Below are 25,459 nucleotides of genomic sequence, written 5' to 3' on the forward strand. Positions count from 1 at the left end.
TTGCGGGCGCGGCCACGCTCGAACATTGGGATTCGAACATGTCCGCGGCCCGCACCTCAGCGCAGATCGTGGCGCGGTGACTTAGTAGCGGATGACGACACGACCGTCGATCTTGCCGTGCTTCATCTCCCCGAGTATTTCGTTGACTTCGTCGATGCGGCGTTCGGAGACCGTGGGATGGATCTGGCCGCGGGCGTAGAACTGCAGGGCTTCTTCCATGTCCTGGCGGGTGCCCACAATGGAGCCGCGGATGGTGAGGCCCTTGAGCACGATGTCGAAGATCGGGGCTGGGAAGTCTCCCGGCGGCAGGCCGTTGAAGACGATGGTGCCGCCACGACGGGTCATGCCGATGGCTTGGCCGAAGGCGGCAGGGTGAACCGCCGTTACGAGTACGCCGTGCACTCCGCCGGTGGCTTTCTGAATGGCGGCGACCGGGTCGCCGTCGAGGGCATTGATTACGAGTTCGGCGCCGTGCTTGCGGGCGAGCGCGAGCTTATCGTCGGCGATGTCGACGGCGGCAACGCGCAGGCCCATCGCCTTGGCATACTGCACGGCGATGTGACCGAGACCGCCGATGCCGGAGATGACGACCCACTGGCCCGGACGGGCCTCGGTCATCTTCAGACCCTTGTAGACGGTGACGCCGGCGCACAGCACCGGGGCGATTTCGACCGGGTCGGCGCCGTGGGGAATGCGCACGGCGAAGCGGGAGTCGACGAGCATATACTGCCCGAACGAACCGTCCACGCTGTAGCCGCCGTTCTGCTGGGCTTCGCACAGGGTTTCCCAACCGGTACGGCAGTACTGGCAGCTGCCACAGGCGCTCCACAGCCAGGCGTTGCCGACGAGGTCGCCGATTGCAAGGTCATCGACGCCGTCGCCGAGCGCGACAACTTCACCGATACCCTCGTGGCCGGGAATGAACGGCGGGCTCGGCTTGACCGGCCAGTCGCCCTCCACAGCGTGCAGGTCGGTGTGGCAGACACCGCTGCTGATCAGCTTGACCAGGGCCTGGCCGGGGCCGGGCGTTGGTACCGGTACCTCATCGATGGTGAGGTTCTGGCCGAACTCGTGCACGACGGCCGCGTGCATGGTCGTGGGCACCCGGGTGGATTTTTTCGTATCGCTCGCGGTAATCGTCATTGCCAAACTCCTTCGTTTGGGACATTTCGTCCGTTGAACGACGGTAGATCAGCAAAGGTTGCGGCAACGTTGCGGGGTAGAGTGCGAGAAACTATTCCTCGTGCGGGCGCTCGGCACCGTCATCGCGCAGCAGGTCTTCGAGGGCCTGGTCGATGTCGTCGAGAACTTCGGGCTCGCCGCGAGCCGCACTCGTGAGGCGAGCAATGAGCTGTTGGGGATCGTCTATGTCCTGCTCGGTGGGCAGCAGGTCAGGGTGCGACCAGAGTGCGTCGCGCACTTCGTTACCCACGGCATCCGTCACGGCTTGCCACATCGCTGCGGCCTCCCGCAGTCGGCGCGGGCGCAGCTCGAGACCGACCAAGGTTGCGAACGCGGATTCGGCCGGGCCACCGGAGGCCCGGCGGCGCTTGACCGTCTCGGCGATGGCATCCGCTTTGGGCAGCCGAACTGTGGCGCGCGCGGTGACGACGTCGACCCAGCCTTCGACCAGGGCGAGCATCGTTTCGAGGCGGGACAGGGCCGAAATCTGCGACTCGGACTTCTGCTGTATCAGCGAGCCGTCCACCATGGCCTGGCGCAGGTCTTCCGGGTTCGACGGATCGAAGCTTCCGGCCAGGTCTTCGAGCCGGCTGGAGTCGATACTGATTCCGCGCGCGTAGGCGGTGACTGCGCTGGTCAGGTGCAGGCGCAGCCAACGGGCGTGACGAAACAGTCGGGCGTGGGCGATCTCGCGCACGGCCAGGTAGATCTGCACCTGGTCGGTCGGAACGTCGAGGCCGGTGCCGAAGTCGGCAACGTTCTGGGGGAGTAGGGCGGCCTGCTGCTCGCCGAGCAGCGGAATGCCGACGTCGCCGCCGCTGACGACCTCGCTGGCCAGCTGACCGACGACCTGGCCGAGCTGCATCGCGAACAGGGTTCCGCCAATGCTGCGCACCAGTTGGCTCGCGTTGGCGACCATGCCCTGCATCTCTTCGGGTACCTGTTCGGCGAACACCCGGGTGAGCGAATCGGAGATGCTCGTGGCGACGGGTTCGGCCAGCTGGGTCCAGAGCGGCATGGTCGCGGTGACCCATTCGCGGCGGGTCATCAGGCGTGGTTCAACGGTCAGTTCGGCCACGGAGATGACGTCATCGAGCCAGAGCGCCGCAATGTGAAAGGCCTGGCGCAACTGGGTCTGCTGCTCATCGGTCGCCGTGAGCTGGCCGTTGGACGCTCGCTGCTGGCCCTGGGTGAGTGCAATCTGCCAGTCCACGCCGGTGCCCTGAGAGTTCATGGCACCCTGGAGCTGTTGCATGAGGGCGGCCACGCTGGCCGGGTCATTGGGTAGGCCGGCCGCGCCGGCGAGCTGGCTCGGGTCGATGCCGCTCTTGCCGCTCAGAATGTCGCGCAGCATGTCACGAAACTCGTCGCTCGGCTCGTTCGGGTTCTGGTCGTTCGGGGGTAGGGAGTCGTCGGCCACTTCAGGCCCCTCTCAGTTGCATACTTCTACGCTAGTGCGAGTAGCCCGCTTGGGGCTGGGAAATATCCTAGGCTGAAGGGCTTGCTGTGCGCCCGTCGCGAACACGACCCGTAACCAGGCCAGAACCAACACGGAAGGAGCACGGTGGCTCTCTTCACCGATGACTCACCGGCACTCGCCAGTGCACGGCGCCGTCGCCCATCGATCGGCTGGATGGCGCTGTTGATCGCCCTCGTTGCCGGGGTGATCCTGGGCATTATGCCGGCCCCCTACGTCATCGAGAAGCCCGGCCCGGTCTATAACACTCTGGGCTCGGCCACCTACGACGACGTCGAGACGGCACTCATCACCATCCCTGACGAGACGGTCTACCCGACCAAGGGTACCCTCGACCTGCTCACCGTGTCATTGCTCGGCAACCGGGAGAACCGCCCGAGCTGGCTCACGGTGGTCGGCGCCTGGCTCGACCCGAGCGAGGCCGTACTGCCCATTGACCAGGTCTTTCCCGAGAACATCAGTACCGAGCAGCGCGATGCGCGTTCCAGTGCCGACATGATCAATTCTCAACAGGATGCCATTGCCGCCGCTCTCACGCACCTCGGCTACGACTACCCCACGACGGTTTCAGTGGTGAGCCTGCCCGACGGTTCGCCGGCCGCGCGGGTCATCGAAGGTGAGGATCAGATCACCGCGGTGAACGGCACACCGGTGGCCAATGTCGCCGAACTTCGCGCTGCGCTGCAGGTCAACGGCGCTGATAACGCGGCGAGCATCGACATCGTGCGCGGTGGCGTCGCCCAAACCGTCTCGGTCACGCCGATCGACAACGACGGAACGATTGTCGCCGGAGTCAACGTGTCGGTCGCCTACGACTTTCCGTTCGAGGTGCAGATTCAACTCGACAAGGTCGGCGGCCCCAGCGCCGGCATGATGTTCGCGCTCGGCATCATCGACAAGCTCACCCCCGGGCAGTTGCAGGGCGGCGAAAACGTGGCCGGAACCGGAACCATTGATCAGTCCGGCGAGGTAGGCCCGATCGGCGGCATCCAGCAGAAACTGCACGGCGCGCTTGAGAGTGGGGCAACCTGGTTCCTGGCTCCCGCCGACAACTGCGACGAGGTGACCGGCAATATCCCCGATGGTCTGACCGTATTCTCGGTTTCGACACTCGATCAGGCGCTCACGGCCCTCGATGGAATCAAAACGGGCGACACGAGCAACCTGCCCACCTGCCCGGTTAAATAGCCTGACCGGGTAGTCCTCTGAATGAGTGGTAGTGATGACTCTCTCAGGGGCGCTTAAGTAAGATGGAGGCTGACCCTGATCATGTAGTCAATGATCACCCTGTACCCAACGACTGAGCGCAAGAGGCCAATTCGTGAGTTCATCAGCAGCCGACAACGCCCCACGGCGCAGCCGAGCCCCGCTAGCAATTACCGCAGCAATTATCGCGGGGTTGGTGATCCTGTTCTTTATCTTCGCCGGACTGTATACCGATGTCTTATGGTTCGACCAACTCGGGTTCCTCAATGTGCTGACCACCCAGTGGATCGCCGGCACCGTGCTGTTCCTGATCGGGTTCGTCGCCATGGCCGTGCCGGTCTGGGTGAGCATCCAGCTGGCCTACCGCCTGCGCCCGGTGTACGCGAAGCTCAACTCGCAGCTCGATCGCTACCAGCAGGTCATTGAGCCGCTGCGTCGCCTCGCCATGTACGGCATCCCAGCCCTTCTCGGTCTCTTCGCTGGTGTGGCCGCCGCGACTCGCTGGCAAACCGTGCTCATGTGGCTCAACCGCACCGAGACCGGCCGCGTTGACCCACAGTTCGGCTTTGACATCTCCTTCTACCTGATGGATCTGCCGTTTTACCAGGCCGTGCTCGCCTTCGCATCCGCTGTCGTACTCATCTCCGCCCTCGTCACGGTCGCGACCAGCTACCTGTACGGGTCCATCCGGGTATCCGGCCGTGAGGTGCTCATCTCCAAGGCTGCCCGGGTACAGATCGCCGTCACGGCGGGTCTGTATCTGCTGTTGCAGGCCGTGAGCATCTGGTTCGACCAGTACTCCACCCTGACCAACCAGGGTTCGCTCATCACCGGCGCCGGCTACACCGACGTGAACGCCACCATCCCCGGCCGAGCCATCCTTGCCGGTATCGCCGCCGTCGTCGCCCTGCTCTTCATTCTCACGGCCATCATCGGCCGCTGGCGCCTGCCGGTCATCGGCACCGCACTGCTCATCGTGTCGAGCCTGCTGATCGGCTCGCTCTACCCCTGGGTCGTCGAGCGTTTCCAGGTGGAGCCGAACGCGAAGGCGCTTGAAGCCGAATATATCGACCGCAATATCGATCTCACCCGGGACGCCTACGGCGTCTCGAACATCGAGGAGATTCCGTACAACGCGAAGACCACGGCCGAGCCGGGCGCCCTTCGCGCGGACGCCGCGACGACTGCAAACATCCGTATTCTCGACCCGGCCCTGGTCAGTGACTCATTTCGTCAGCTCGAACAGTTCCGCCAGTACTACCAGTTCCCGGACAACTTGAACGTCGACCGCTACATGATCGACGGAGTGTCTCAGGACACCGTCGTTGCAGTGCGTGACCTCAACATCGATGGTCTCAACACCGGTAACACCTGGGTCAACTCGAAGACCGTCTACACCCACGGCTACGGCGTGGTGGCCGCATACGGCAACCAGCGCTCGGTCGACGGCCAGCCCGTGTTCCTTGAATCGGGCATCCCCACGAGCGGTGCGCTCGGTGACTTCGAACCGCGCATCTACTTTGGCGAGACCTCGCCCGTTTACTCCATCGTCGGTGACGAAGACGGCGCCGACCCGATCGAACTGGACTATCCGTCCGGCGAAGAGGGTGCCGGCCAGACCTACACGACGTTCTCCGGCGACGGCGGACCGAAGCTCGATAACGCGTTCAAAAAACTGATCTATGCGCTGAAGTTCCAGTCCGAGCAGATCTTCCTGGCCTCTTCGGTCAACGACCAGTCGGAGATTCTCTACGATCGGGACCCGGTCACCCGCGTGCAGAAAGTTGCGCCGTACCTGACGCTTGACTCCGACGCCTACCCCTCCGTCGTCGACAACCGGGTCGTCTGGATCGTTGATGGGTACACGACCTCGGCGAACTACCCGTACTCAACGCCAGTGAGCCTGAGTGAGGCCATCGCCGACACGCAGACACCGCCGCAGCCGTACGCCCTCGACAGCATCAACTACATGCGCAACTCGGTCAAGGCCACCGTCGACGCCTACAGCGGCGAGGTCACCCTCTATGCTTGGGACGACGAAGAACCGCTGCTGCAGACCTGGCAAAAGATCTTCCCCTCGACTCTCAAGCCCATGAGCGATATGAGCGGCGACCTGATGAGCCACGTCCGCTACCCGGCCGACCTGTTCAAGGTACAGCGCGCCATCCTCGGCCAGTATCACGTGACCGACCCCGGGTCGTTCTACTCCAAGGACGACGCCTGGATCTCGCCGAACGACCCGGACTCCCCGCCGACGGACCCCACGCTGCAGCCCCCTTACTACCTCACCATGCAGGTACCCGGATCGGACAAGCCGTCGTTCTCGCTGTACTCGACCTTCCAGCCGGAAGCAACCGGTGAATCCAGCCGTAACGTGCTCTACGGTTACCTCGCCGTTGACGCCGACGCCGGATCCGAAGACGGTGTGCGCGCCGACGGTTACGGTCAGCTGCGACTGCTCAACCTGCCCAAGGACGGCACCGTTCCCGGCCCCGGCCAGGTGCAGAACGTCTTCAACGCCGACCCGACAGTGTCGACCGAACTCAACCTGCTGCGGCAGGGGTCGTCCACCGTTCTCAACGGTAACCTGCTGACCCTCCCGGTTGGTGGCGGACTGCTCTACGTGCAGCCGGTCTACGTGAAGTCAACCGGCGAGACCAGCTACCCGCTGCTGCAGAAGGTGCTCGTGGCCTTCGGCGACCAGATCGCGTTCGAAGACACCCTCGACGGTGCCCTCGACGTTCTGTTCGGCGGTGACTCGGGTGCGACGGCCGGTGATACGGCTGTGCCGGACACTGCTGCTTCAGGTGGTGCGACCGGTGAGACGCCGGCAGCAGGCACGGATGTGCCCACCGGCTCGACCGGCGATGCCGCAACGGATGCTGAACTCAAGTCGCTGCTCGCCGTCGCCAAGACCGCGCTCGCCGACAAGGCAGCCGCACTCGCCGCCGGCAACTTCGCCGACTACGGCACGGCAGACGCCAAGCTCTCCGAGACGATCGCGAGCATGCTCGCCCTGCTCGGCGAGTAGTCTGACCCGCACGACCATCTGCAAGCCCCCATCCAGTCTTGGGTGGGGGCTTGCAGCGTATCTAACCGATGGTGTTTGATGCCAGTAGAGGAATCCATTTTCGGTGCCCAACTGGCGATATCAGCCCAAAGTGGTCGACCGTGCTTTCAGGGTGTGCTAAATTTGTACTTGTAGCGCGGGGTGGAGCAGTTCGGTAGCTCGCTGGGCTCATAACCCAGAGGTCGTAGGTTCAAATCCTGCCCCCGCAACAGAGAAGTCCAGATCAGAAAAGTTTTTTGACCCCGCAATAGGGAATAAAGATGACTGACTCGGCGCAAATCCGGCGTAGCCCCTGGCTACGCCGGATTTTTTTTATCTCCAGTGGAGGCGCGCCTGAACCTCCTCGTCGACGCTCGGACGGGTTCGTACACCTGTCTGGTATGACTGAGACAGCACACGCAGGCGACCTGTACTGCATGTGACCCCGACACCGGCACCACTCGGTCAGGTGGTCGAGAGGCGTACCTTCTCGGCCTCGACGTCGAAGTCTGCCGTCGGCCAGGTGAGGACCATGCTCTTGAGCGCTTCGATGAGCAGGTGCTGCACGACGAGGCGGGCGTACCATTTGCGGTCGGCCGGCACTACGAACCAGGGCGCTGCCGCCGTTGACGTGCGTTCCAAGACAATCTGAAAGGCCTCCTGGTAGGCCGGCCAGTGCATCCGCTCGTCGACGTCGACCGTGTGATACTTCCAGTATTTGTCTGGTCGGACGAGTCGCTCGCCAAGGCGTGATTTTTGCTCGGTGGAGCTGATTTGTAGCATGACCTTGATCACGGTGGTGTCGTCGTCGACGAGTTCCTGCTCGAACGCGTTGATCTGGTTGTAACGTTTCTTGATCTCGGCGAGCGGCGCGAGCTCGTGCACTCTCGCGATGAGAACGTCCTCATAATGGGAGCGGTCGAACACCCCGATCATTCCGGCCGCCGGCACCCGCTTGCGAATGCGCCACAAAAAGTCGTGCGTCAGTTCCGCTTTGGTTGGGGCTTTGAACGCATAGAGGCTGACGCCCTGCGGATCGACGGCACCGATCACGTGTCGTACGATGCCGCCCTTGCCCGCCGTGTCCATGGCCTGCAGCACGAGCAGAATTCTACGATTGTCGCCAGACTTGCTGTTGGCGAAGAGTTTCTCCTGTAGCTGCGAGAGAACGCCGGCGGCTTGCTTTGCCGCCGCGGGCGCGTGTTTCTTTCTTCCGTAGAACCCCGGCGTCGCCCGCGTATCTACACCTGCGAGGGTGAACCCGGGGGTCACCCTCAGCTGGTTGAGTGAATCTTCGCTCCAATAGCTTCTGCTGGACATGGTGCACCCTTCGCTGCTGCATATTCTGCACCGCTGCCCGCGCCGATGCTAGAGCCAGAGCAGGCCGGGCTGTGCGAGTAAAATCCCTGCATCTCATTGATTCCCCTCCGCGGGCCCGATCCGTTCGAGCCCAGGCGGCCAACCGCCAGACCAAAGGTTGCGCTCACGGTGCGCGGTCCCGTTCCGGGTCCACCCTCGTAGTCCCGCCACGGACGATCTAGCATTACCTCATGAACGCCCACGGGAATCCGGTAGTTGCTGCCACACCACCGGCGAAACGTGTCACTCGCCGCTGGCCACTAATCAGCGGTATCGCCGCCCTACTATTGTGTGCCGGCCTGGGTGCGTACATTGTGTTCCGCGACAACGGCGCGCCCTTCACGGTCGACACGGCGTGGATGAACTTCATCGACCCGCACCGAGCGCCTGCCTTCACCGTCGTCGCGTTGGCAATGAGCTTCATCGGCGGCGGCTGGCCAGGCACGCTGATCATCCCGGTATTGATCATTGCCGTCCTGGTCTGGCTGAAACGACCGTGGGGCGCCGGATATTTCTTGGTAGCGACCGCGCTGACCGGAGGCCTGGTGCAGGTGCTCAAGCACCTGTTCGGCAGGGCCCGGCCAGGGGACATCATCGTCACCGTGGATTTTGGATCTTTCCCGTCTGGTCACGCGGCCAATGCGGCGGTCATGGCCGTGGTCTTGTCGATTCTCTTCCCGTTCTGGTGGATGCGAGTGGCCGGCACCATCTACACAATCGGAATGATGCTCAGCCGCACCTACGTCGGCGCGCACTGGCTGTCCGACACGATCGGAGCGATGCTGCTCGGAATCGGTGTGGCGATCGTGCTCTGGGCGCCGGTTGCGGCCAAACTGGACGGCGAACGTGAACTCGCGCGCCAGCATCCGTCTGGTTGAGGGCACCCCACCCTCCCGCTCGAGCACTCGGCGAAAACTCGGCGCGATAGCGTCCCCAACGAGGTCGAAGTTGGCCGAGCTATCACGAAGAGTGAGCTAAACTAAGAGCACCAACGCAAACAGCTGGATCGAGAAACCCGATCTGACTAGGCTTTTTTCGAAGGACGACCGCCGCAAAGTGGTCAGTGTCGCGGGGTGGAGCAGTTCGGTAGCTCGCTGGGCTCATAACCCAGAGGTCGTAGGTTCAAATCCTGCCCCCGCAACCGATGCCCCCGGAACCCTTGGTTCCGGGGGCTTTTTCTCGTGCCCGTCTCCCTCCACACCACCGCAGCTGCGCTCACCGGTTCCTGGCTTGCTCTGACGGCGGCATCCGTCGCGATCTGACGGCCCCGACTAGGTAAAGCCTCCGTAACCAGGACGGCCTGGCGTCGAGTTCCGGCCCCCTTGCTGACTCGACCGGATCGGGCACCGGGCGCACTAGAACAAGAGTTTCCTCGCCCGGCGGCGCCGTTCCCGACGCTCCGCGCTGACTCTGATCGAAGTTGTTGTGAATATGTCATGACATTAAGCGCAAAGGGCGCTACTGTGGGGTAAACGGCGCAACGCCGACCGCTTCGAGTTCTGAAAGTTGCCCATCGACGTATGACGACCTCACCGCGAACCCCCCACGATGTGCTGACCATTGGTCGCGTCAGCGTTGACATCTATCCCTTGCAGGATGGCGTCGGCCTCGAAGACGTCTCGACCTTCGGCAAGTACCTCGGTGGCAGTGCCACGAACGTTGCCGTCGCAGCGGCGCGGCATGGCCTGGCCTCAGCGGTCGTCACGCGTACCGGAAACGACCCGTTCGGCAACTACATTCACCAGGAACTGCGCCGCCTGGGCGTGAGCGATGAGTACGTCTCCGGCGTGCCCGACCTGAACACCCCCGTCGTGTTCTGCGAGATCTTTCCGCCGGATGACTTTCCGCTCTACTTCTACCGGGCACCCAAAGCCCCCGACCTCGTCATTAATCCTGATGAACTCGACCTCGCGGCCATCGCGAACGCCAGCATCTACTGGTCGACCGTGACCGGTCTGAGCGAAGAACCGAGCCGATCCGCTCATTTCGCGGCCTGGCAGGCCAGAGGCCGCAGGCCGCTGACCATTCTCGATCTGGACTACCGGCCCATGTTCTGGGCTTCGCCCGCGGAAGCGAGCGCCCAGGTCGCACTGGCCCTCAGTCACGTCACCGTCGCTGTCGGCAACAAGGAGGAGTGTGAGGTCGCCGTCGGGGAGACCGAACCGCTGCGCGCCGCCGACGCGCTGTTGGAACGCGGCATCGAACTGGCCATCGTTAAACAGGGTCCCAAGGGCGTGCTCGCGAAGACTCGCACCGAAACCGTCGAGGTGCCGCCGTATTTCGTCGACGTGGTCAACGGCCTCGGCGCCGGCGACAGCTTTGGCGGGGCGCTCTGCTACGGACTGCTGCAGGAGTGGCCGCTGCGCCGTATCCTGCAATTCGCCAATGTGGCCGGCGCCATCGTCGCCAGCCGTCGGGAATGCTCGACTGCCATGCCAACGACCACTGAGGTTGAAGAAATCATGAAGGGACTGCCAGCATGACCAGGCTTGACTTCGACGCGCTGCGTCATGCCCGCGCGGCGAACCCCGAGCGCATCGGCGAGATTCTGGCCAGCCGCACGCGGCGCGAGCTGATTCGCGGCGATGGCCGACTATTCATCGTGGCCGCCGATCATCGTGCCCGCGGCGCCCTCGGCGTGCGTAAAGATGCCACAGCCATGGCCAACCGATATGCGCTGCTCGAAAGCCTCGCGACCGCGCTCTCCCGTCCGGGCGTTGACGGCGTGCTGGGTACCCCCGACATCATCGACGACCTGGCCCTGCTCGGACTGCTCGACGACAAGATCGTGGTCGGATCGATGAACCGCGGCGGGCTGTGGGGTTCGTCCTTCGAAATGGATGACCGCTACACCGCCTACGACATCGACCGCATCCAGCGCGACCGCATCGACTTCGCCAAGAATCTCGTACGCATCAACCTCGAAGATGCCGGCTCGCTGACCACCCTCGAGGCGACAGCGCTGGCCGTGAGCGAGGCGGCAGCGGCCGGTATCCCGATCATGCTGGAGCCGTTCATGAGCTCCTGGGTCGACGGTCGCGTCAAGAACGACCTCACGGCGGATGCCGTCATCCTCTCGATTGCCATCGCCGAGGGCCTCGGCAACTCCAGCGCCTACTCTTGGCTGAAGCTGCCGGTCGTTGCCGACATGGACCGCGTGATGGCGGCCACCACTCTACCGACTCTGCTCCTCGGTGGTGACCCGGTCGGCGACCAGACCGAAACGTTCGAATCCTGGCGCCACGCCCTTGACCTCCCCGGAGTGCGCGGACTCGTCGTGGGCCGCAGCCTGCTCTACCCGCACGACGGCAACGTCGAGTCGGCTATCGACACCGCCGCCGCCCTCGTGCACGGCGCCTGAAACTTTCATCCACTCTCGTTCAGAAAGAAGACCACTATGCCCGGAACAACCACGGATTTAGCCCTCGTCGCGCACTGGATCAACGGAAAGGAGCAACCGGGAATCTCCGGCCGCACCGCCCCGGTTTACGACCCCGCTCTGGGCACGGTCAGCAAAAACGTGTCGCTCGCCGACCAGGCCGAGATTGCGGCCGCCATCGCGAGCGCCAAGGCCGCTTTTCCCGCCTGGCGCGACCTGTCCATGGCCAAGCGTCAGCAGGTTTTGTTCAGCTTTCGTGAGCTGCTCAACGCCCGCAAGGGTGAAATGGCCGAGATCATCACCAGCGAGCACGGCAAGGTGCTTTCCGATGCCCTCGGCGAGATTTCCCGCGGCCAGGAGGTCGTTGAATTCGCCTGCGGTATTCCGCATCTGCTCAAGGGGGACTACTCAGAAAACGTCTCCACCGGCGTCGACGTATACTCCACCCGCCAGGCCCTCGGCGTTGTCGCCGTGATCAGCCCCTTCAATTTTCCGGCCATGGTTCCCATGTGGTTCTTCCCGCTCGCGCTCGCGGCCGGCAACGCGGTCATCCTCAAGCCGAGCGAGAAGGACCCGAGCTCGGCCATCTGGATGGCCAAACTGCTCCAGGAAGCCGGCCTCCCCGACGGTGTGTTTACCGTGCTACAGGGCGACAAGGAGTCCGTCGACGGCCTGCTCGAGCACCCCGACGTGAAGGCCATCTCCTTCGTTGGTTCGACCCCCATCGCCCAGTACGTCTATGAAACCGGCACTCGCCACGGCAAGCGCATCCAGGCCCTCGGCGGAGCTAAGAACCACATGCTGGTGCTGCCAGACGCCGACCTCGACCTCGTCGCTGACTCCGCCATCAACGCCGGCTTCGGCAGCGCGGGGGAGCGCTGCATGGCCATCAGCGTGATCGTCGCTGTCGAACCCGTCGCCGACGTGCTGATCGAGAAAATTGTCACGCGCATGAACACCCTCACCGTTGGCGACGGTCGTCGCTCCTGCGATATGGGCCCGCTCGTCACGGAGGTGCACCGCGACAAGGTCGCCAGCTACATCGACATTGCGAAGGAAGACGGTGCCAACATCGTCGTCGATGGCCGCGGCATCGAGGTTAACGGCGACCCGAACGGATTCTGGCTCGGCCCGACCCTGATCGATGCCCTGCCGGTGACGTCCAAGGCGTACACCGAAGAGATCTTCGGCCCGGTACTCTCGGTGGTACGCGTGGCGAGCTACGAGGAGGGCGTTGAGCTGATCAACTCCGGTGCCTTTGGCAACGGAACCGCCATCTTCACCAACGACGGCGGCGCGGCTCGCCGTTTTCAGAACGAGATCGAGGTGGGCATGATCGGCATCAACGTACCGATCCCGGTTCCCGTGTCGTACTTCTCCTTCGGGGGCTGGAAGAACTCTCTGTTCGGCGACACCAAGGCGCACGGCGTCGAGGGCGTGCACTTCTTCACGCGCGGCAAGGCCATCACCAGCCGCTGGCTCGACCCGAGCCACGGCGGCATCAACCTCGGCTTCCCAGAGAACAACTAGACGATGGCGACGCCATCCGCTGACTGGTTCTATGCCAGGGGCTCCCTCGAGCGTGACGGCTGGGAATCCGTCGTCGACACCGCTATCAGCGGATGGCGTTATACCGGTATCCGCGTCGCCGCCCTGGCTGCGGGAGACTCCGTGTCGCTGGCTGCGGAAGCGGTCGAACGCATCGTGGTGCCCCTCGCGGGCTCGTTCACGGTGCGGTACAGGCTCGCGGGGGAGACCGAGCCGCGGGTGCGGGTTCTCGCGGGGCGAGCATCCGTTTTTCACGGACCGACCGACACGCTCTACCTGCCCACCGGCACCGCTCTGGCGGTTGAAGGCGCAGGCCGGGTCGCGGTGGCCGAGGCGCCGACCGACCGGGTGCTTCCGGTGGCCTATATTCCGAAAGCGGATGTCCCGATCGAGCTGCGCGGGGCTGGTCGCTCCAGCCGTCAGGTGCACAACTTCGGCACTCCGGCCAGCCTTGCGGCCGACCGGTTGATCGTGTGTGAGGTGATCACTCCGGCCGAGAACTGGTCGAGCTACCCGCCGCACAAGCACGACGAGTACACCCCCGGCGTGGAGTCGAAGCTGGAGGAGATCTACTACTTCGAGAGCAACGTCACCCGTGGCCAGATTGCGCCGGAGACGGCGAAACCGTTCGGCCTCATGCGCACCTATTCCTCCGAGGCCGGCGATATCGACATCATGGCCGAGGTGCGCACCGGTGACGTCGCCCTCGTTCCGTTCGGCTGGCATGGACCGTGCGTGGCGGCCCCCGGCTACGACCTCTATTACCTCAATGTGATGGCCGGGCCGGATCCGGACCGCTCGTGGCAGATCAGCGATGATCCGGCGCACGGCTGGATTCGTGACACTTGGGTGGGCCAGGAGTTCGATTCCCGGCTTCCCTACACTTCTTGACTTCCCAGGCATTACCGAAAGGACACAACGCAGTGACTACTCGTCGCATGACAGTTAGCCAGGCCCTCATCGAGTTTCTCGCGCACCAGTACACCGTTGATGGCGACGTGCGGGAGCGCACGATCGTGGGAACCTTCGGCATCTTCGGTCACGGAAACGTCGCGGGAATCGGCCAGGCCCTCAAACAGCTGTCCGTCGAAGACCCCACGCTGATGCCGTATCACCAGGCACGAAATGAGCAGGGGATGGTGCACGAGTCGGTGGCCTTTTCACGGATGCGTCGGCGGCGGTCGACTTTCGCCTGCACCGCCTCGGTCGGGCCCGGTGCCACAAACATGCTGACCGGCGCCGCCCTGGCGACGATCAACCGGCTCCCCGTGCTGCTCCTTCCCTCCGATACCTTTGCCACCAGGGTGGCAGACCCGGTGCTGCAGCAGTTGGAGCTGCCGCACGACGCGAGCATCAGCGTGAACGATGCTTTCAAACCGCTGTCTCGGTTCTTTGACCGGGTGCAACGCCCCGAACAGCTCTTCTCGGCCGCGATCGGCGCCCTGCGGGTACTCACCGACCCGGTTGAAACGGGTGCGGTCACGCTGTGCCTTCCGGAGGACGTGCAGGCGCAGGCGCTGGACGTGCCGGTAGAGTTTCTCGCCGACCGGGACTGGCACATCCGGCGCCCCCGACCCGATCGCGGCGTCATCGACCAGGTGGTGCGGGCCATTCGCGAGGCCAATCGCCCCATGATCGTCGCCGGCGGAGGCGTCATCTACTCGGACGCTGCAGCGGCGCTCGCCGCCTTCGTCGAACTCACCGGTATTCCGGTGGGTACCTCGCAGGCCGGCGTCGGATCGCTGGTGTGGGACCACCCGCAGAGCCTCGGCGCCGTGGGGACCACCGGAACGACCGCCGCCAACCGCGTGGCCCGTGACGCCGACCTGATCATCGGAATCGGCACCCGCTACAGCGACTTCACGACTGGCAGCCGCACCGCCTTTCAACATCCGGGGGTTCGCTTCGTCAACATCAACGTGGCGTCATTCGACGCGATCAAGCACGGTGCCACCATTGCGGTGGTCGCCGATGCCCGGGAAGCTCTGTTGGAGTTAACGGGGGGTCTCGACCGCTACCGCGTCGACGCTGAATACGCCGATCGCATCCGCTCGGAAAAGGCAGAGTGGACCGCGGTCGTCGATGCAGCGATCGCGCCCAGCGGGCGGCCGTTGCCAGCACAGTCGGAAATTATCGGTGCCGTGCAGCACGCCTCGGACCCGCGCGACGTGGTCGTCTGCGCGGCCGGTTCGCTACCCGGGGACCTGCATAAACTCTGGCGGGTGCGCGACGAACTCGGCTACCACGTGGAATACGGGTTCTCGTGCATGGGGTACGAGATCGCCGGAGGCATCGGCGTGCGGCGTGCAGCACCGGACCGCGACTCAATCGTCCTGGTCGGCGACGGCTCCTACCTGATGATGCACACCGAGATCGTGTCGGCCGTGGCCGAGGGGCTTAAAGTCATCATCGTGCTGGTACAAAATCACGGCTACGCCTCCATCGGCCATCTCAGCGACACGGTGGGCTCGCAACGGTATGGCACGCAGTATCGTTTTCAGGACAAGGCCCACAACAACTTCGAAACGGATGCGACGTTGCCGATCGACCTGGCGGCCAACGCAGCAAGTCTCGGAATTGCCGTGATCAGAGTCGAACCGGGGACAAACGCCATCGCCGATCTTGCCGTGGCCATGAAAACGGCGAAGGCATCCAGCACGGCCACCCTCATCCACATCAACAGCGATCCCTTGTTGTTCTCGCCCGATACGGAGAGCTGGTGGGACGTGCCGGTGGCCGAAGTTTCAGCTCTCGACAGCACGACACAAGCGCGTCTGGACTACATGGCTCAACGTGAAAATCAGCGCCCGTATCTCGGCGCCTAAACCGTGTCGACAAGATTTGTCAGTATGTCAAGACAAACCCTTGACGACCGTTTGGCAACCGTATACCGTGGTCAAAAGCAACAACATCAGGACAACAAAACAAACTCACTGTGGAGGCAATAACGTGCGATTCGTAGTTCTGGGCGCCGGCAGGATCGGGCTCTCTCACGTCGGCACGCTGAAGGCGCAGGCCGGTGTCACCGACCTCTTGATCGCTGATCTCGACCCGGCCCGCGCAGCCGCCGCTGCCGCTTCGGTCGGTTCGGCTTCCGCCACGATCGACGAGGCATTCGCGTCGAAGCCGGACGGCTTCGTGATTGCCGCGCCGACCTCGGCCCACGCCGAGCTCATTGTGCGGGCCGTGCGCGCCGGCATTCCGACTTTCTGCGAGAAGCCGCTGGCCGAGAATCTTGCTTCAAGCATCGCGCTTGTCGACGAGGTCGAGCGTCACGACGTTCCCGTTCAGATCGGATTCCAGCGCCGTTTCGACGCCGGCTACACCGAGGCCAGGCGCGCCCTGCAAAACGGCGACATCGGCGATTTGCGCCGCATGCACGTGCTGACCTGCGACCCGACACCGCCCCCGGCCGAGTACATTCCCACCAGCGGTGGAATCTACCGTGACTGCCACATTCACGACTTCGACATTCTGCGCTGGGTCACCGGCCGCGAGGTCGCTACGGTGTTCGCGACCGGCGCCAACCGCGGCGCCTCCTTCTTCGGCGATGCAGGCGACGTCGACGAATCAGCAGCCCTGCTCACCCTCGATGACGGCACCCTGGTCACCGTGCAGGGCTCGCGCTACAACGGCGCAGGCTACGACGTGCGCATGGAACTGGCCGGCAGCCTCGGAAACCGTTCCGTCGGACTCGACGAGCGCGTGCCGCTGACCAGCGCCGAGCCCGGCGTAAGCTTTCCCACCGAGTCCGCCTGGCCGAACTTTCAGGAACGATTCGCTCCGGCCTACGCGGCTGAGCTAGCCCGATTCGTCACCGTCGCCGCCGGTGAGACCGTGAGCCCGTGCACCCCGCGGGATGCCCTTGAAGCGCTCTATATCGCCGAGGCTGCCGAACTGTCCCGCGCCGAGGGCCGCCCCGTACGTCTCGACGAAGTCAAGCGGTGACCGTGTCCGAGGCATCTGCCACCCTGCTGAGCCGCATCGCCGCCGCACCGATTTCCTGGGGAGTGTGTGAGGTTCCCGGCTGGGGATTTCAACTCACCCCCGAGCGTGTCCTCGGAGAGATGCGTGACCTTGGCGTCGTGGCGACCGAGTTCGGCCCCGACGGGTTCCTGCCGGTCAGCCCGAGTGACAGAGCGGCAACACTCTCCGACGCGGGTCTCAAGGCCGTCGGTGGGTTCGTGCCGATTGTGCTGCATGACGCGGGCAGCGACCCAGTTCCGGTGATTGAAGCTGAACTCGACTCGTTCGTGGCGGCTGGGGCAACCCGGCTCGTACTGTCGGCAGACACCGGCCAGATCGGCTATGACTCCCGGCCGACGCTAAGCGAGCAGCAATGGGCCACACTTCTGTCTAACCTGGATCGTCTGGTGCAAACGGCGGCCGCGCGTGGGGTGGTGGCATCCATTCACCCGCATGTCGGAACGATGATCGAATCGAGCGACGATGTCGCGCGGGTGTTGAACGGCTCTCACATTGGGCTCTGCCTTGACACCGGACACCTATTGATCGGCGGTACCGACCCGGTCGAACTGGCCAGGAGCAACGCCGCCCGGATAAGCCACGTACACCTCAAGGATGTGCGCCGTGACTTGGCCGAGCAGGTGCAGCGCAAGGACCTCAGCTACACCGACGCTGTGCGTCTGGGCATGTACACGACGCTCGGCACGGGCGACATCGACATTGCGACGATCGTTCGTTCGCTTGAGGCGGCCGGCTACGCCGGCTACTACGTTCTCGAACAGGACACGATCCTGACCGAGAACCCGCCCGTGGGCGAGGGTCCGCTCTCTGACGTGCGCGCCAGCATCGACTTCATCGCCGGTTTGGCGACTCCCCAATAACTTCTCACGACCTGCAGCACACACAGCACGGCACCATTCACAAGTATCCAATGGAGGATCCACTAATGAAGCTCACATCTCGCTGGATGGCGGCGCTCGTCGTCCTGCCGCTCGCCCTCACCGGCTGCACGGCCACCACGAACACGGTAGCCACCACCGACGTCGCGACAGCCGGCGCCGAGGTCACGATCGCCGTCGTGACCCACGGCTCCCCGGGAGACACCTTCTGGGACGTGGTCAAGAGCGGCGCGGAGCAGGCCGGCAAGGATCTCGGCGCAACAGTCACCTACCAGGGCGACGGCGATCCGGTCAAGCAGAGCCAGCTCATCGACGCCGCCGTTGCGACTCACCCCGACGGTCTCATCGTCTCGATGGCTAACCCTGACGGCGTCAAGAACGCAGTGGAAAAGGCTATCGCCGCTGGCATCCCGGTCATCACGATCAACTCCGGCCTGGAGCAGTCCAAGGCATTCGGAGCGCAGACCCACGTGGGACAGAGTGAGTTCATCGCCGGTCAGGGCGCGGGGGAACAGCTCGCCGCTGCCGATGTCAGCAACGTCATCTGCGTCATCCACGAGGCAGGCAATAGCGGACTGGAAGAACGCTGCAGGGGTGCAGCTGACACCCTCGGCGGCAAAGTCACCAACGTTCAGGTCGACGTCGCGAACGTCGCTGATGCTCAGAACACCATCAAGAGTAGTCTTCTGGCCGACTCGTCCATCGATGGCGTGCTCACGCTAAACCCGGGCGTCGCAGTTGCGGCGAGCCAGGCTATCGAAGAAGCGGCGAGTTCGGCAAAGCTCGCGACCTTCGATGTGTCCTCCGACGTCACGCAGCTCATCCTGGACGGCAAGATTCTGTTCGCCGTCGACCAGCAGCCCTACTCCCAGGGCTACCTACCGGTGACCTTCCTCACCCTGCAGGCTCGGAACGGCGACGTTGTCGGTGGCGGCATGCCGGTCTACTCCGGCCCCGGCTTCGTTACCAAGGACAACGCGGAGCAGGTCGCGAAGTTCGCGAAGAATGGAACGCGATGACGCTCACCGCACCAGCGGTGACCGATGAGCGGATCAAGCCAGCTGGTCTGGTCATCAAGCTGCTGCGCCGACCCGAGGTCGGCGCGGCGGTTGCCGCCCTCGCCATTTTCACCTTCTTCTCGGTCGCGACGCAGGCGTTTCTGACGCCTGCCGGCGTGGCCACCTGGCTCTACTCGGCTTCGCTGTTCGGCATCATGGCCGTCGCTGTGGCCCTGCTCATGATCGGCGGGGAGTTCGACCTCTCCGCCGGTGCCATGGTCGGTACCACGGGCCTGATCGTCGGGATCGTCACGACCGAGTGGGGCGTCAATATCTGGCTCGCTCTCGTGATCGCCCTGGCGATTGCACTGGCCATCGGCGCCGCGAACGCCTTCGTGGTGATGAAGACGGGTCTACCGAGCTTCATCGTGACGCTGGCCACGTTCTTCATTCTCCAGGGGGTCAACCTCGCGGTTACGAAGATCATCACCGGCACGGTCTCAATTCAGGGTATGAGCGCCGTGCCGGGTTTCGATGCCGTCAAGGTGTTCTTCGGCTCCTCCTTCAACCTCTTGGGCATGAACGTGAAGGTGTCCATCATCTGGTGGATCGCCATCACTGCTCTCGCCACCTGGATTCTGCTGCGTACCCGCTCCGGAAACTGGATCTTCGCGGTCGGTGGCCAGATCACGAGCTCGCGCCAGGTGGGTGTGCCGGTCATGAAGGTCAAAATGGGCCTGTTCATGACGACCGCTGGTGCCGGCTGGCTCGTCGGAATGCTCCAGTTGTTCGACGTGTCAACTGTGCAGGCCACGACCGGAATCGGCCAGGAATTCATCTATATCATCTGTGCAGTGGTCGGCGGATGTCTGCTGACCGGCGGTTATGGATCGGCCATCGGCGCGGCCGTTGGCGCGTTGATCTACGGCATGACCCTGCAGGGCATCGTGTTCGCCCAGTGGGATAACAACTGGCTCAAGGCGTTCCTCGGCGGAATGCTGTTACTGGCCGTGCTCGTCAACCTATATGTACGCCGACAGGCAGGAGTCCGCTCATGACGCACGCAGAGGCATCCGCTGCCCCGCCCATTCTCGAAGTTCGTGACATCGGTAAAACCTACGGTTCCATTCTGGCGCTGCAGGGCGTTTCGGCCTCAGTGGGGATCGGCGAGGTGCTCTGTGTGCTGGGAGACAACGGTGCCGGCAAGTCGACGTTCATCAAGATTCTGTCCGGGGCGCACGCGCACACCCAGGGAAAGCTTCTCGCCTACGGTGTCGAGCGCACCTTCGGCAGCCCACGCGAGGCGCTGGATCTGGGCATTGCGACGGTCTACCAGGACCTCGCGGTTGTTCCGTTGATGCCGGTGTGGCGCAACTTCTTTCTGGGCTCCGAGCTGACCCGTGGGTTCGGCCCGTTCAGCCAGCTGGACGTGAAGGGGATGCGCCGGATCACCAAGGAAGAGCTCGCCAAAATGGGTATCGACCTGCGCGATGTTGACCAGCCGATCGGTACCCTGTCGGGCGGTGAGCGCCAATCGGTGGCCATCGCCAGAGCCGTGTACTTTGGCGCCAAGGTCGTCATTCTCGACGAGCCGACCTCTGCTCTGGGCGTCAAGCAGGCCGGTGTGGTGCTGAAATACATCGCGCAGGCCCGCGATCGCGGTCTGGGCGTGGTCTTCATCACGCACAACCCGCACCATGCTTATCCGGTCGGCGACCGGTTCCTGCTGCTGAAGCGTGGTACCAGCCTCGGCGATTTCAAGAAGAGCGAGATCTCCATCGAAGAAATGACGAAGCTCATGGCTGGCGGAGCGGAACTCGACGCTCTGGCGCACGAGCTTGCGCGCGCCTGACCCAGCTACGGGCACGAAAAAGTCTGGCCGTCTGACCTTCCGGGGTCAGACGGCCAGACCGCGTTTTACTTTTCGACCAGGGTCACTTCGAAGGAGTAGAGGTCGGGACGGTAGCAGTGTTGGCCGAACTCAACCGCGCGACCGGAGTTGTCGAAGGCCGTGCGGTCCATGGTGAGCAGGGCCGAGTTCTTCTCGATTTCCAGCAGGGCGGACTCTTCGATGGTGGACTTGCGGGCCCCGATATGCTGGCGGGCCACGCGCATCGTCACGCCGCGCGAGCGCAGCACCTGATACAGGCCGTGCGCGACGAGATCATTGGGTTCGATGCCGATGAACTCTTCGGGGAGCCAGTTTTCCATTACGGCGACGGGCACGTCGTCAGCCAGCCGCACGCGGCGCAGGTGCAACGTTGGATTACCCTCGGCTACGCCGAGGCGCTCGGCAGTTTTCGCATCCGCTGGCTGGGATTCGAGCGTGAGCAGGTGTGTGGACGGAACCTTGTGCGTGTTGGTGAGGTCGTCGTAGAGGCTGGTCAGCTCGACCTTGCGGGTAACCTGGCCGTGCACGACCTGCGTGCCGATGCCGCGACGACGTACCAGCAGACCCTTGTCGACGATTTCCTGGATGGCGCGGCGCACTGTGGGGCGGCTGAGACCCAGTCGCTGGCCGAGCGCGACCTCGTTCTCCAGACGTGACCCGGCGGGCAGTTCGCCGCTCAGGATGGCTTTTTCGATGCGCTGGGAAACTTGAAAATACAGCGGAATCGGGCCGGACCGTTGCAGATCCATGAACATACCCATGGGCAGGGTTTTTTCGTCTTGCACGCTCATGTGACCCCTTCGCTGACGAGTTAACTGACAAGCTCAGGGCTTTGGCCAGTTGTCATGACAATATCACGTCAAGTTTTCGTTGTCAGTAGTTCAGTCACCGAGGCTGGCAACCGCGGCGACCGCTTCACGAACGGATGCCGCAGCCTCGGCCGCTTCCGCCGCGCTCGTACCGGCACCCAGCGTAAACCGCACCGCCGTCTGGGCCACGTCGGCGGGCAGGCCCATGGCGGTGAGCACGTGGGAGGGTTCGCTGCTTCCGGCCGCGCAGGCGGACCCGCTCGAACAGACGATGCCGCGCGCTTCGAGCTCCAGCAGAACCGCCTCACCGCTCGTGCCGGGGAACACGAACGACGCGGTGCCGGGCAGGCGCTCGGTGGGGTGGCCGGTGAGCCGGGCCGAGGGCGTATCGCGCAACACGGTGGCGATAAATTCATCGCGGAGGGCGCTGGTTCGCTGGGCGGCTTCGACGCGTTCCGCGCCGGCCAGGCGCAGCGCCACGGCCAGGGCCACAGCGCCGGCGACGTTCTCGGTGCCACTGCGTTTGCCGCGCTCCTGGCCGCCACCGTGCAGCAACGGTTCGATCACCAGGCGACCGCGCAGAAAGAGCGCTCCGATACCGGGGGGAGCGCCGAGCTTGTGGCCGGAGAGGCTCAGCGCGTCCACGCCGAGCGTCGTTACAGTGAGGTCGAGCCAGCCGCCGGCCTGCACCGCGTCGGTGTGGAACGGTACGCCAGCGGTGTGGGCGATGGCAGCGAGCTCCGTGACGGGTTGCACTGTGCCGACCTCGTTGTTGGCGTAGTGCACGGAAACGAGGGTGGTGTCGGGGCGGAGCGCGCGGGCGAGGTCTTCGGGGTCGACCCGGCCAGCAGCATCCACTGGCAGCAGGGTGATTTCAAAACCGTGCAGCCGGCGCAGGTAGTCGCAGGATTCGAGCGCGGCCTCGTGTTCGATCGGGGTGGTGACGATGTGACGGCCGCGCTGGGCGCCGAGGGCGATTCCCTTGATGGCGAGGTTGTCGCTCTCGGTGCCGCCGCTCGTGAACACAACCTCTCCGGGGCGACATCCCAGCGATCGGGCCACGCTGGCGCGCGCCTGCAGCAGCGCGGCTGCCGCGGCCTCGCCGACCTGGTGGTGGCTCGACGGGTTGCCGAAGCCGCTCGTGAGCTGCGGCCACATGGCCTCAAGTGCCTCGCGGCGTACCGGGGTGGTCGCGGCGTTGTCCAGGTAGATCATGGTTCAGAGCGCGAACCCGGCCGGCGCGTTCACCCGAATGGCAATATCGAGGCCGAGGTCGAGGGAATGCACGCTGTGGGTGAGCGCTCCGACCGAGATGACATCGACACCGGATGCCGCAATGTGCCGCACCGTTTCCAGCGAGACGCCGCCGCTGGCCTCGACGATCGCTCGGCCGGCGACCTGCGTGACGCCTGTGAGCAGGTCTTCGGGGCTGAAGTTGTCGAGCATGATTGTGTCGATGCCGGCCGCGAGCACGTCCTCGATCTGGTCCAGCCGGTCGACCTCCACCTCGAAGTGGGTGGTGTGCGAGAGGCGGGCGCGTACGTCACGCAGCGCCTCGGTGAGGCCGAGCGGCCCGGCTGCGAGGATGGCGAGGTGGTTGTCCTTGGCCATGACGGTGTCGGAGAGGCTGAATCGGTGGTTGTGGCCGCCGCCGTCGCGCACGGCCTGCCGTTCCAGGGCGCGGAGGCCCGGCGTGGTCTTGCGGGTATCGACGATGCGGGCCGTGGTACCGGCAGTCTCGGCGACGTATCGGGCGGTCAGAGTGGCGATTCCGCTCATCCGCTGCACGAAGTTGAGACCGATACGCTCAGCTTGCAGGATGCCGCGGGCCGGGCCGGTCACCTCGGCCAGTGTTGCGCCCCGGGAGAAGTGGTCACCGTCGGCGACGAACTGGCGTACCTCGATGCGGGGGTCGGTGAGGCGGAATGCAGCGGCGAACACGGCGCTGCCGCTGTACACGCCCGGTTCGCGGGCCTCGAGCCTGGCGGTCGCGACGGCGTCCTCGGGAATGAGTACGGCCGAGGTGAGGTCGCCCCAGGGGGCGTCTTCGTCGAGGGCTGCCCGTACGACAACGTCGATGGAGTGATTGCTCAGCATGCGATGGCCTCCTTGGCCGGAACGAGTTCGAGGGATTGCGAGCGTGCCTGTGAGCTGGACTGGGCCAGCTCGGGCTGGGTCTCGGTGAAGTCCGACCGGTAGTGCGCGCCGCGTGATTCCTCGCGGGCCAGAGCGGCGGTCACCAGCAGACGCGCGAGGTCGAGCAGGTTGCGGTCTTCGAGGGCGGCAACTGAGGTGCTGCTAGCGGCGGGTGACGACCACTCAGCGAGCGTAGCGGCGGCTGCGGCCAGGCCGAGGCCGGAGCGGTGCACTCCGGCGGAGTGCCAGAGCAAATGCTGCAGAGTGGGACGATCGACCAGCGTTGCGAGATCGCCTGATGGGGATCCTATGGCGGTCTCGTTGGGCAGGCCGTGGATCGAGATTGTCGAGATTTCGATCCGCGAGTGCGGAAGGGTGCCGGCTCGCCAGGGCTGGTCGAGGGCGCGCACTGCGCGGTCGGCGAAGACGGCGGCCTCGAGCAGCGAGTTGGAGGCGAGTCGGTTGGCGCCGTGAGCCCCGGTGCGGGCGACCTCGCCGACGGCGAAGAGGCCGGGCAGGGTGGTGCGAGCCCAGGCATCCGTTTCGACGCCGCCCATCCAGTAGTGCGCGGCCGGGGCCACCGGAATCGCCTCGGCCGCCCAGTCGAGGCCCGCAGTCCGGCAGGCGGCGGTGATGGTGGGAAAACGGGTTTCGAGTAGTTCATGCCCGAGACCGGTGGCGTCGAGCACTACCGGGGCTCCGTTCTGCCGTTCCATTTGGCGGGCGATAGCGCGGGCGACGACGTCGCGCGGGGCGAGTTCGGCGTCGGGGTGCTCGGCGAGCATGAAGCGCTCGCCGAGGGAGCCCCGCAGCACTGCGCCTTCGCCCCGCACCGCCTCCGACACGAGCGGCGTCCCCGGCACAGCGAGGGCGGTCGGGTGAAATTGGTAGAACTCCAGATCGGAAACGGATGCCCCGGCCCGCCACGCCGCCGCCACCCCGTCGCCGGTGGCGACTGAGGGGTTGGTGGTGTGCTTGTAGAGGGCGCCGGCCCCGCCGGTGGCGAGGATCACAGCGTCGGCGTCGAGGTTTCGTTGAACTCCGTCGGGGCCGAGCACCCGAGCGCCGCGCACCGCGCCGTCGTCGGCGGTCAGCAGGTCGACCAGCATGGTGTGTTCCCGCACCTCGATCGCGGTCCGGCGCCGCACGGTCGCCACGAGGGCAGCCTCGACGGCAGCGCCGGTGGCATCGCCTCCGGCGTGCACGACTCGGGAGCGGGAGTGCGCAGCTTCAAGGCCCCGGGCTACGCCCGATTCATCTCGGTCGAAATCCACGCCAAAGCGGATGAGGTCGCGCACCCGCGCCGGACCTTCTTCGCAGAGCACTCGCACCGCGGCCGGGTCGCAGAGTCCGGCGCCGGCGCGCAGGGTGTCGAGCACGTGCGCGTCGACCGAGTCGTCGAGAAACAGGGCAGCGGCAATGCCTCCCTGCGCGTAGCGGGTATTGCTCTCCGAAAGCTGCGACTTGGTGACGAGCACCACGCGGTGGCCGGCATCCGCTGCCCGCACCGCGGCCAGCAGGCCGCCGAGGCCGCTGCCGATGACGAGGATCGAGGCCATG

General features: G+C 64.6%; 20 protein-coding genes and 2 tRNA genes. 15 read left to right on the forward strand and 7 right to left on the reverse strand.

What is annotated here, in order from left to right:
• Window positions 1–81: 81 nt before the first annotated feature.
• Both adhP and CJ028_RS15565 read right to left on the reverse strand, forming a co-directional pair.
• Window positions 82–1,092, reverse strand: coding sequence for an alcohol dehydrogenase AdhP (gene adhP / locus CJ028_RS15560; protein WP_105036197.1), 1,011 nt, complete (start codon window positions 1,090–1,092; stop codon window positions 82–84).
• 142 nt (window positions 1,093–1,234) lie between these two features.
• On the reverse strand, window positions 1,235–2,536 hold the full coding sequence (locus CJ028_RS15565; RefSeq protein WP_105036198.1) for a zinc-dependent metalloprotease: 1,302 nt from the start codon (window positions 2,534–2,536) through the stop codon (window positions 1,235–1,237).
• 210 nt (window positions 2,537–2,746) lie between these two features.
• Here CJ028_RS15565 and CJ028_RS15570 point away from each other — a divergent pair, with 210 nt between their 5' ends.
• The 3 genes from CJ028_RS15570 (at window position 2,747) to CJ028_RS15580 (ending at window position 7,144) form a co-directional block, all read left to right on the forward strand.
• Entirely contained in the window at window positions 2,747–3,847 is a 1,101-nt protein-coding gene (locus CJ028_RS15570; RefSeq protein ID WP_105036136.1) for a YlbL family protein, read from the forward strand.
• Window positions 3,848–3,980: 133 nt separating this feature from the next.
• Complete coding sequence (locus CJ028_RS15575; protein WP_240607343.1) at window positions 3,981–6,896, forward strand: UPF0182 family membrane protein; 2,916 nt, start codon at window positions 3,981–3,983, stop codon at window positions 6,894–6,896.
• A gap of 174 nt (window positions 6,897–7,070) precedes the next feature.
• Window positions 7,071–7,144: transfer RNA gene (locus CJ028_RS15580), tRNA-Met, on the forward strand.
• Between the two features lie 235 nt (window positions 7,145–7,379).
• On the opposite strand, the gene CJ028_RS15585 is transcribed toward CJ028_RS15580, so the two are convergent.
• On the reverse strand, window positions 7,380–8,234 hold the full coding sequence (locus CJ028_RS15585) for a PPK2 family polyphosphate kinase (protein ID WP_105036137.1): 855 nt from the start codon (window positions 8,232–8,234) through the stop codon (window positions 7,380–7,382).
• Window positions 8,235–8,464: 230 nt separating this feature from the next.
• Between CJ028_RS15585 and CJ028_RS15590 the strand changes: the two genes are divergently transcribed.
• From CJ028_RS15590 to CJ028_RS15645, 12 genes are all read left to right on the forward strand, one after another.
• Entirely contained in the window at window positions 8,465–9,151 is a 687-nt protein-coding gene (locus CJ028_RS15590; protein ID WP_105036138.1) for a phosphatase PAP2 family protein, read from the forward strand.
• A gap of 189 nt (window positions 9,152–9,340) precedes the next feature.
• Window positions 9,341–9,414, forward strand: a tRNA-Met gene (locus tag CJ028_RS15595).
• Between the two features lie 379 nt (window positions 9,415–9,793).
• Window positions 9,794–10,756 (forward strand): 5-dehydro-2-deoxygluconokinase, encoded by a 963-nt coding sequence (gene iolC, locus CJ028_RS15600; RefSeq protein WP_105036139.1) that lies wholly within the window; start codon window positions 9,794–9,796, stop codon window positions 10,754–10,756.
• Window positions 10,753–11,634 carry a Cgl0159 family (beta/alpha)8-fold protein gene (locus CJ028_RS15605; protein ID WP_105036140.1) on the forward strand — a complete coding sequence of 294 codons (882 nt, stop codon included), beginning with the start codon at window positions 10,753–10,755 and terminating at the stop codon, window positions 11,632–11,634. The genes iolC and CJ028_RS15605 overlap by 4 nt, the downstream gene beginning before the upstream one ends.
• A gap of 36 nt (window positions 11,635–11,670) precedes the next feature.
• Window positions 11,671–13,182 carry a CoA-acylating methylmalonate-semialdehyde dehydrogenase gene (locus tag CJ028_RS15610; protein WP_105036141.1) on the forward strand — a complete coding sequence of 504 codons (1,512 nt, stop codon included), beginning with the start codon at window positions 11,671–11,673 and terminating at the stop codon, window positions 13,180–13,182.
• A gap of 3 nt (window positions 13,183–13,185) precedes the next feature.
• Window positions 13,186–14,091 carry a 5-deoxy-glucuronate isomerase gene (gene iolB, locus CJ028_RS15615; RefSeq protein ID WP_105036142.1) on the forward strand — a complete coding sequence of 302 codons (906 nt, stop codon included), beginning with the start codon at window positions 13,186–13,188 and terminating at the stop codon, window positions 14,089–14,091.
• A gap of 47 nt (window positions 14,092–14,138) precedes the next feature.
• Window positions 14,139–16,025 carry a 3D-(3,5/4)-trihydroxycyclohexane-1,2-dione acylhydrolase (decyclizing) gene (gene iolD, locus CJ028_RS15620; RefSeq protein ID WP_105036143.1) on the forward strand — a complete coding sequence of 629 codons (1,887 nt, stop codon included), beginning with the start codon at window positions 14,139–14,141 and terminating at the stop codon, window positions 16,023–16,025.
• Between the two features lie 124 nt (window positions 16,026–16,149).
• Complete coding sequence (locus CJ028_RS15625) at window positions 16,150–17,148, forward strand: Gfo/Idh/MocA family protein (protein WP_105036144.1); 999 nt, start codon at window positions 16,150–16,152, stop codon at window positions 17,146–17,148.
• 2 nt (window positions 17,149–17,150) lie between these two features.
• Window positions 17,151–18,047, forward strand: a complete 897-nt coding sequence (locus tag CJ028_RS15630; RefSeq protein ID WP_240607345.1) for a TIM barrel protein — start codon at window positions 17,151–17,153, stop codon at window positions 18,045–18,047.
• Window positions 18,048–18,112: 65 nt separating this feature from the next.
• Window positions 18,113–19,084, forward strand: a complete 972-nt coding sequence (locus tag CJ028_RS15635) for a sugar ABC transporter substrate-binding protein (RefSeq protein ID WP_105036145.1) — start codon at window positions 18,113–18,115, stop codon at window positions 19,082–19,084.
• Window positions 19,081–20,121, forward strand: coding sequence for an ABC transporter permease (locus CJ028_RS15640; RefSeq protein WP_105036146.1), 1,041 nt, complete (start codon window positions 19,081–19,083; stop codon window positions 20,119–20,121). The genes CJ028_RS15635 and CJ028_RS15640 overlap by 4 nt, the downstream gene beginning before the upstream one ends.
• Window positions 20,118–20,915, forward strand: a complete 798-nt coding sequence (locus CJ028_RS15645; protein ID WP_105036147.1) for an ATP-binding cassette domain-containing protein — start codon at window positions 20,118–20,120, stop codon at window positions 20,913–20,915. Before CJ028_RS15640 ends, CJ028_RS15645 begins: the two co-directional genes overlap by 4 nt.
• A 65-nt stretch (window positions 20,916–20,980) precedes the next feature.
• Here CJ028_RS15645 and CJ028_RS15650 read toward each other — a convergent pair whose 3' ends face one another.
• From CJ028_RS15650 to nadB, 4 genes are all read right to left on the reverse strand, one after another.
• A complete protein-coding gene (locus tag CJ028_RS15650; protein ID WP_105036148.1) occupies window positions 20,981–21,745 on the reverse strand; it encodes a GntR family transcriptional regulator in 765 nt (254 codons plus the stop codon).
• 90 nt (window positions 21,746–21,835) lie between these two features.
• Window positions 21,836–22,978, reverse strand: coding sequence for a cysteine desulfurase family protein (locus CJ028_RS15655; protein WP_105036149.1), 1,143 nt, complete (start codon window positions 22,976–22,978; stop codon window positions 21,836–21,838).
• Window positions 22,979–22,981: 3 nt separating this feature from the next.
• Window positions 22,982–23,860 (reverse strand): carboxylating nicotinate-nucleotide diphosphorylase, encoded by an 879-nt coding sequence (nadC, locus tag CJ028_RS15660; RefSeq protein ID WP_105036150.1) that lies wholly within the window; start codon window positions 23,858–23,860, stop codon window positions 22,982–22,984.
• Window positions 23,854–25,458 carry an L-aspartate oxidase gene (gene nadB, locus CJ028_RS15665; protein WP_105036151.1) on the reverse strand — a complete coding sequence of 535 codons (1,605 nt, stop codon included), beginning with the start codon at window positions 25,456–25,458 and terminating at the stop codon, window positions 23,854–23,856. Before nadB ends, nadC begins: the two co-directional genes overlap by 7 nt.
• Window position 25,459: the final 1 nt, after the last annotated feature.

Origin of the sequence: Cryobacterium aureum, from assembly GCF_002954245.1 — a bacterium.
Classification (GTDB): domain Bacteria; phylum Actinomycetota; class Actinomycetes; order Actinomycetales; family Microbacteriaceae; genus Cryobacterium; species Cryobacterium aureum.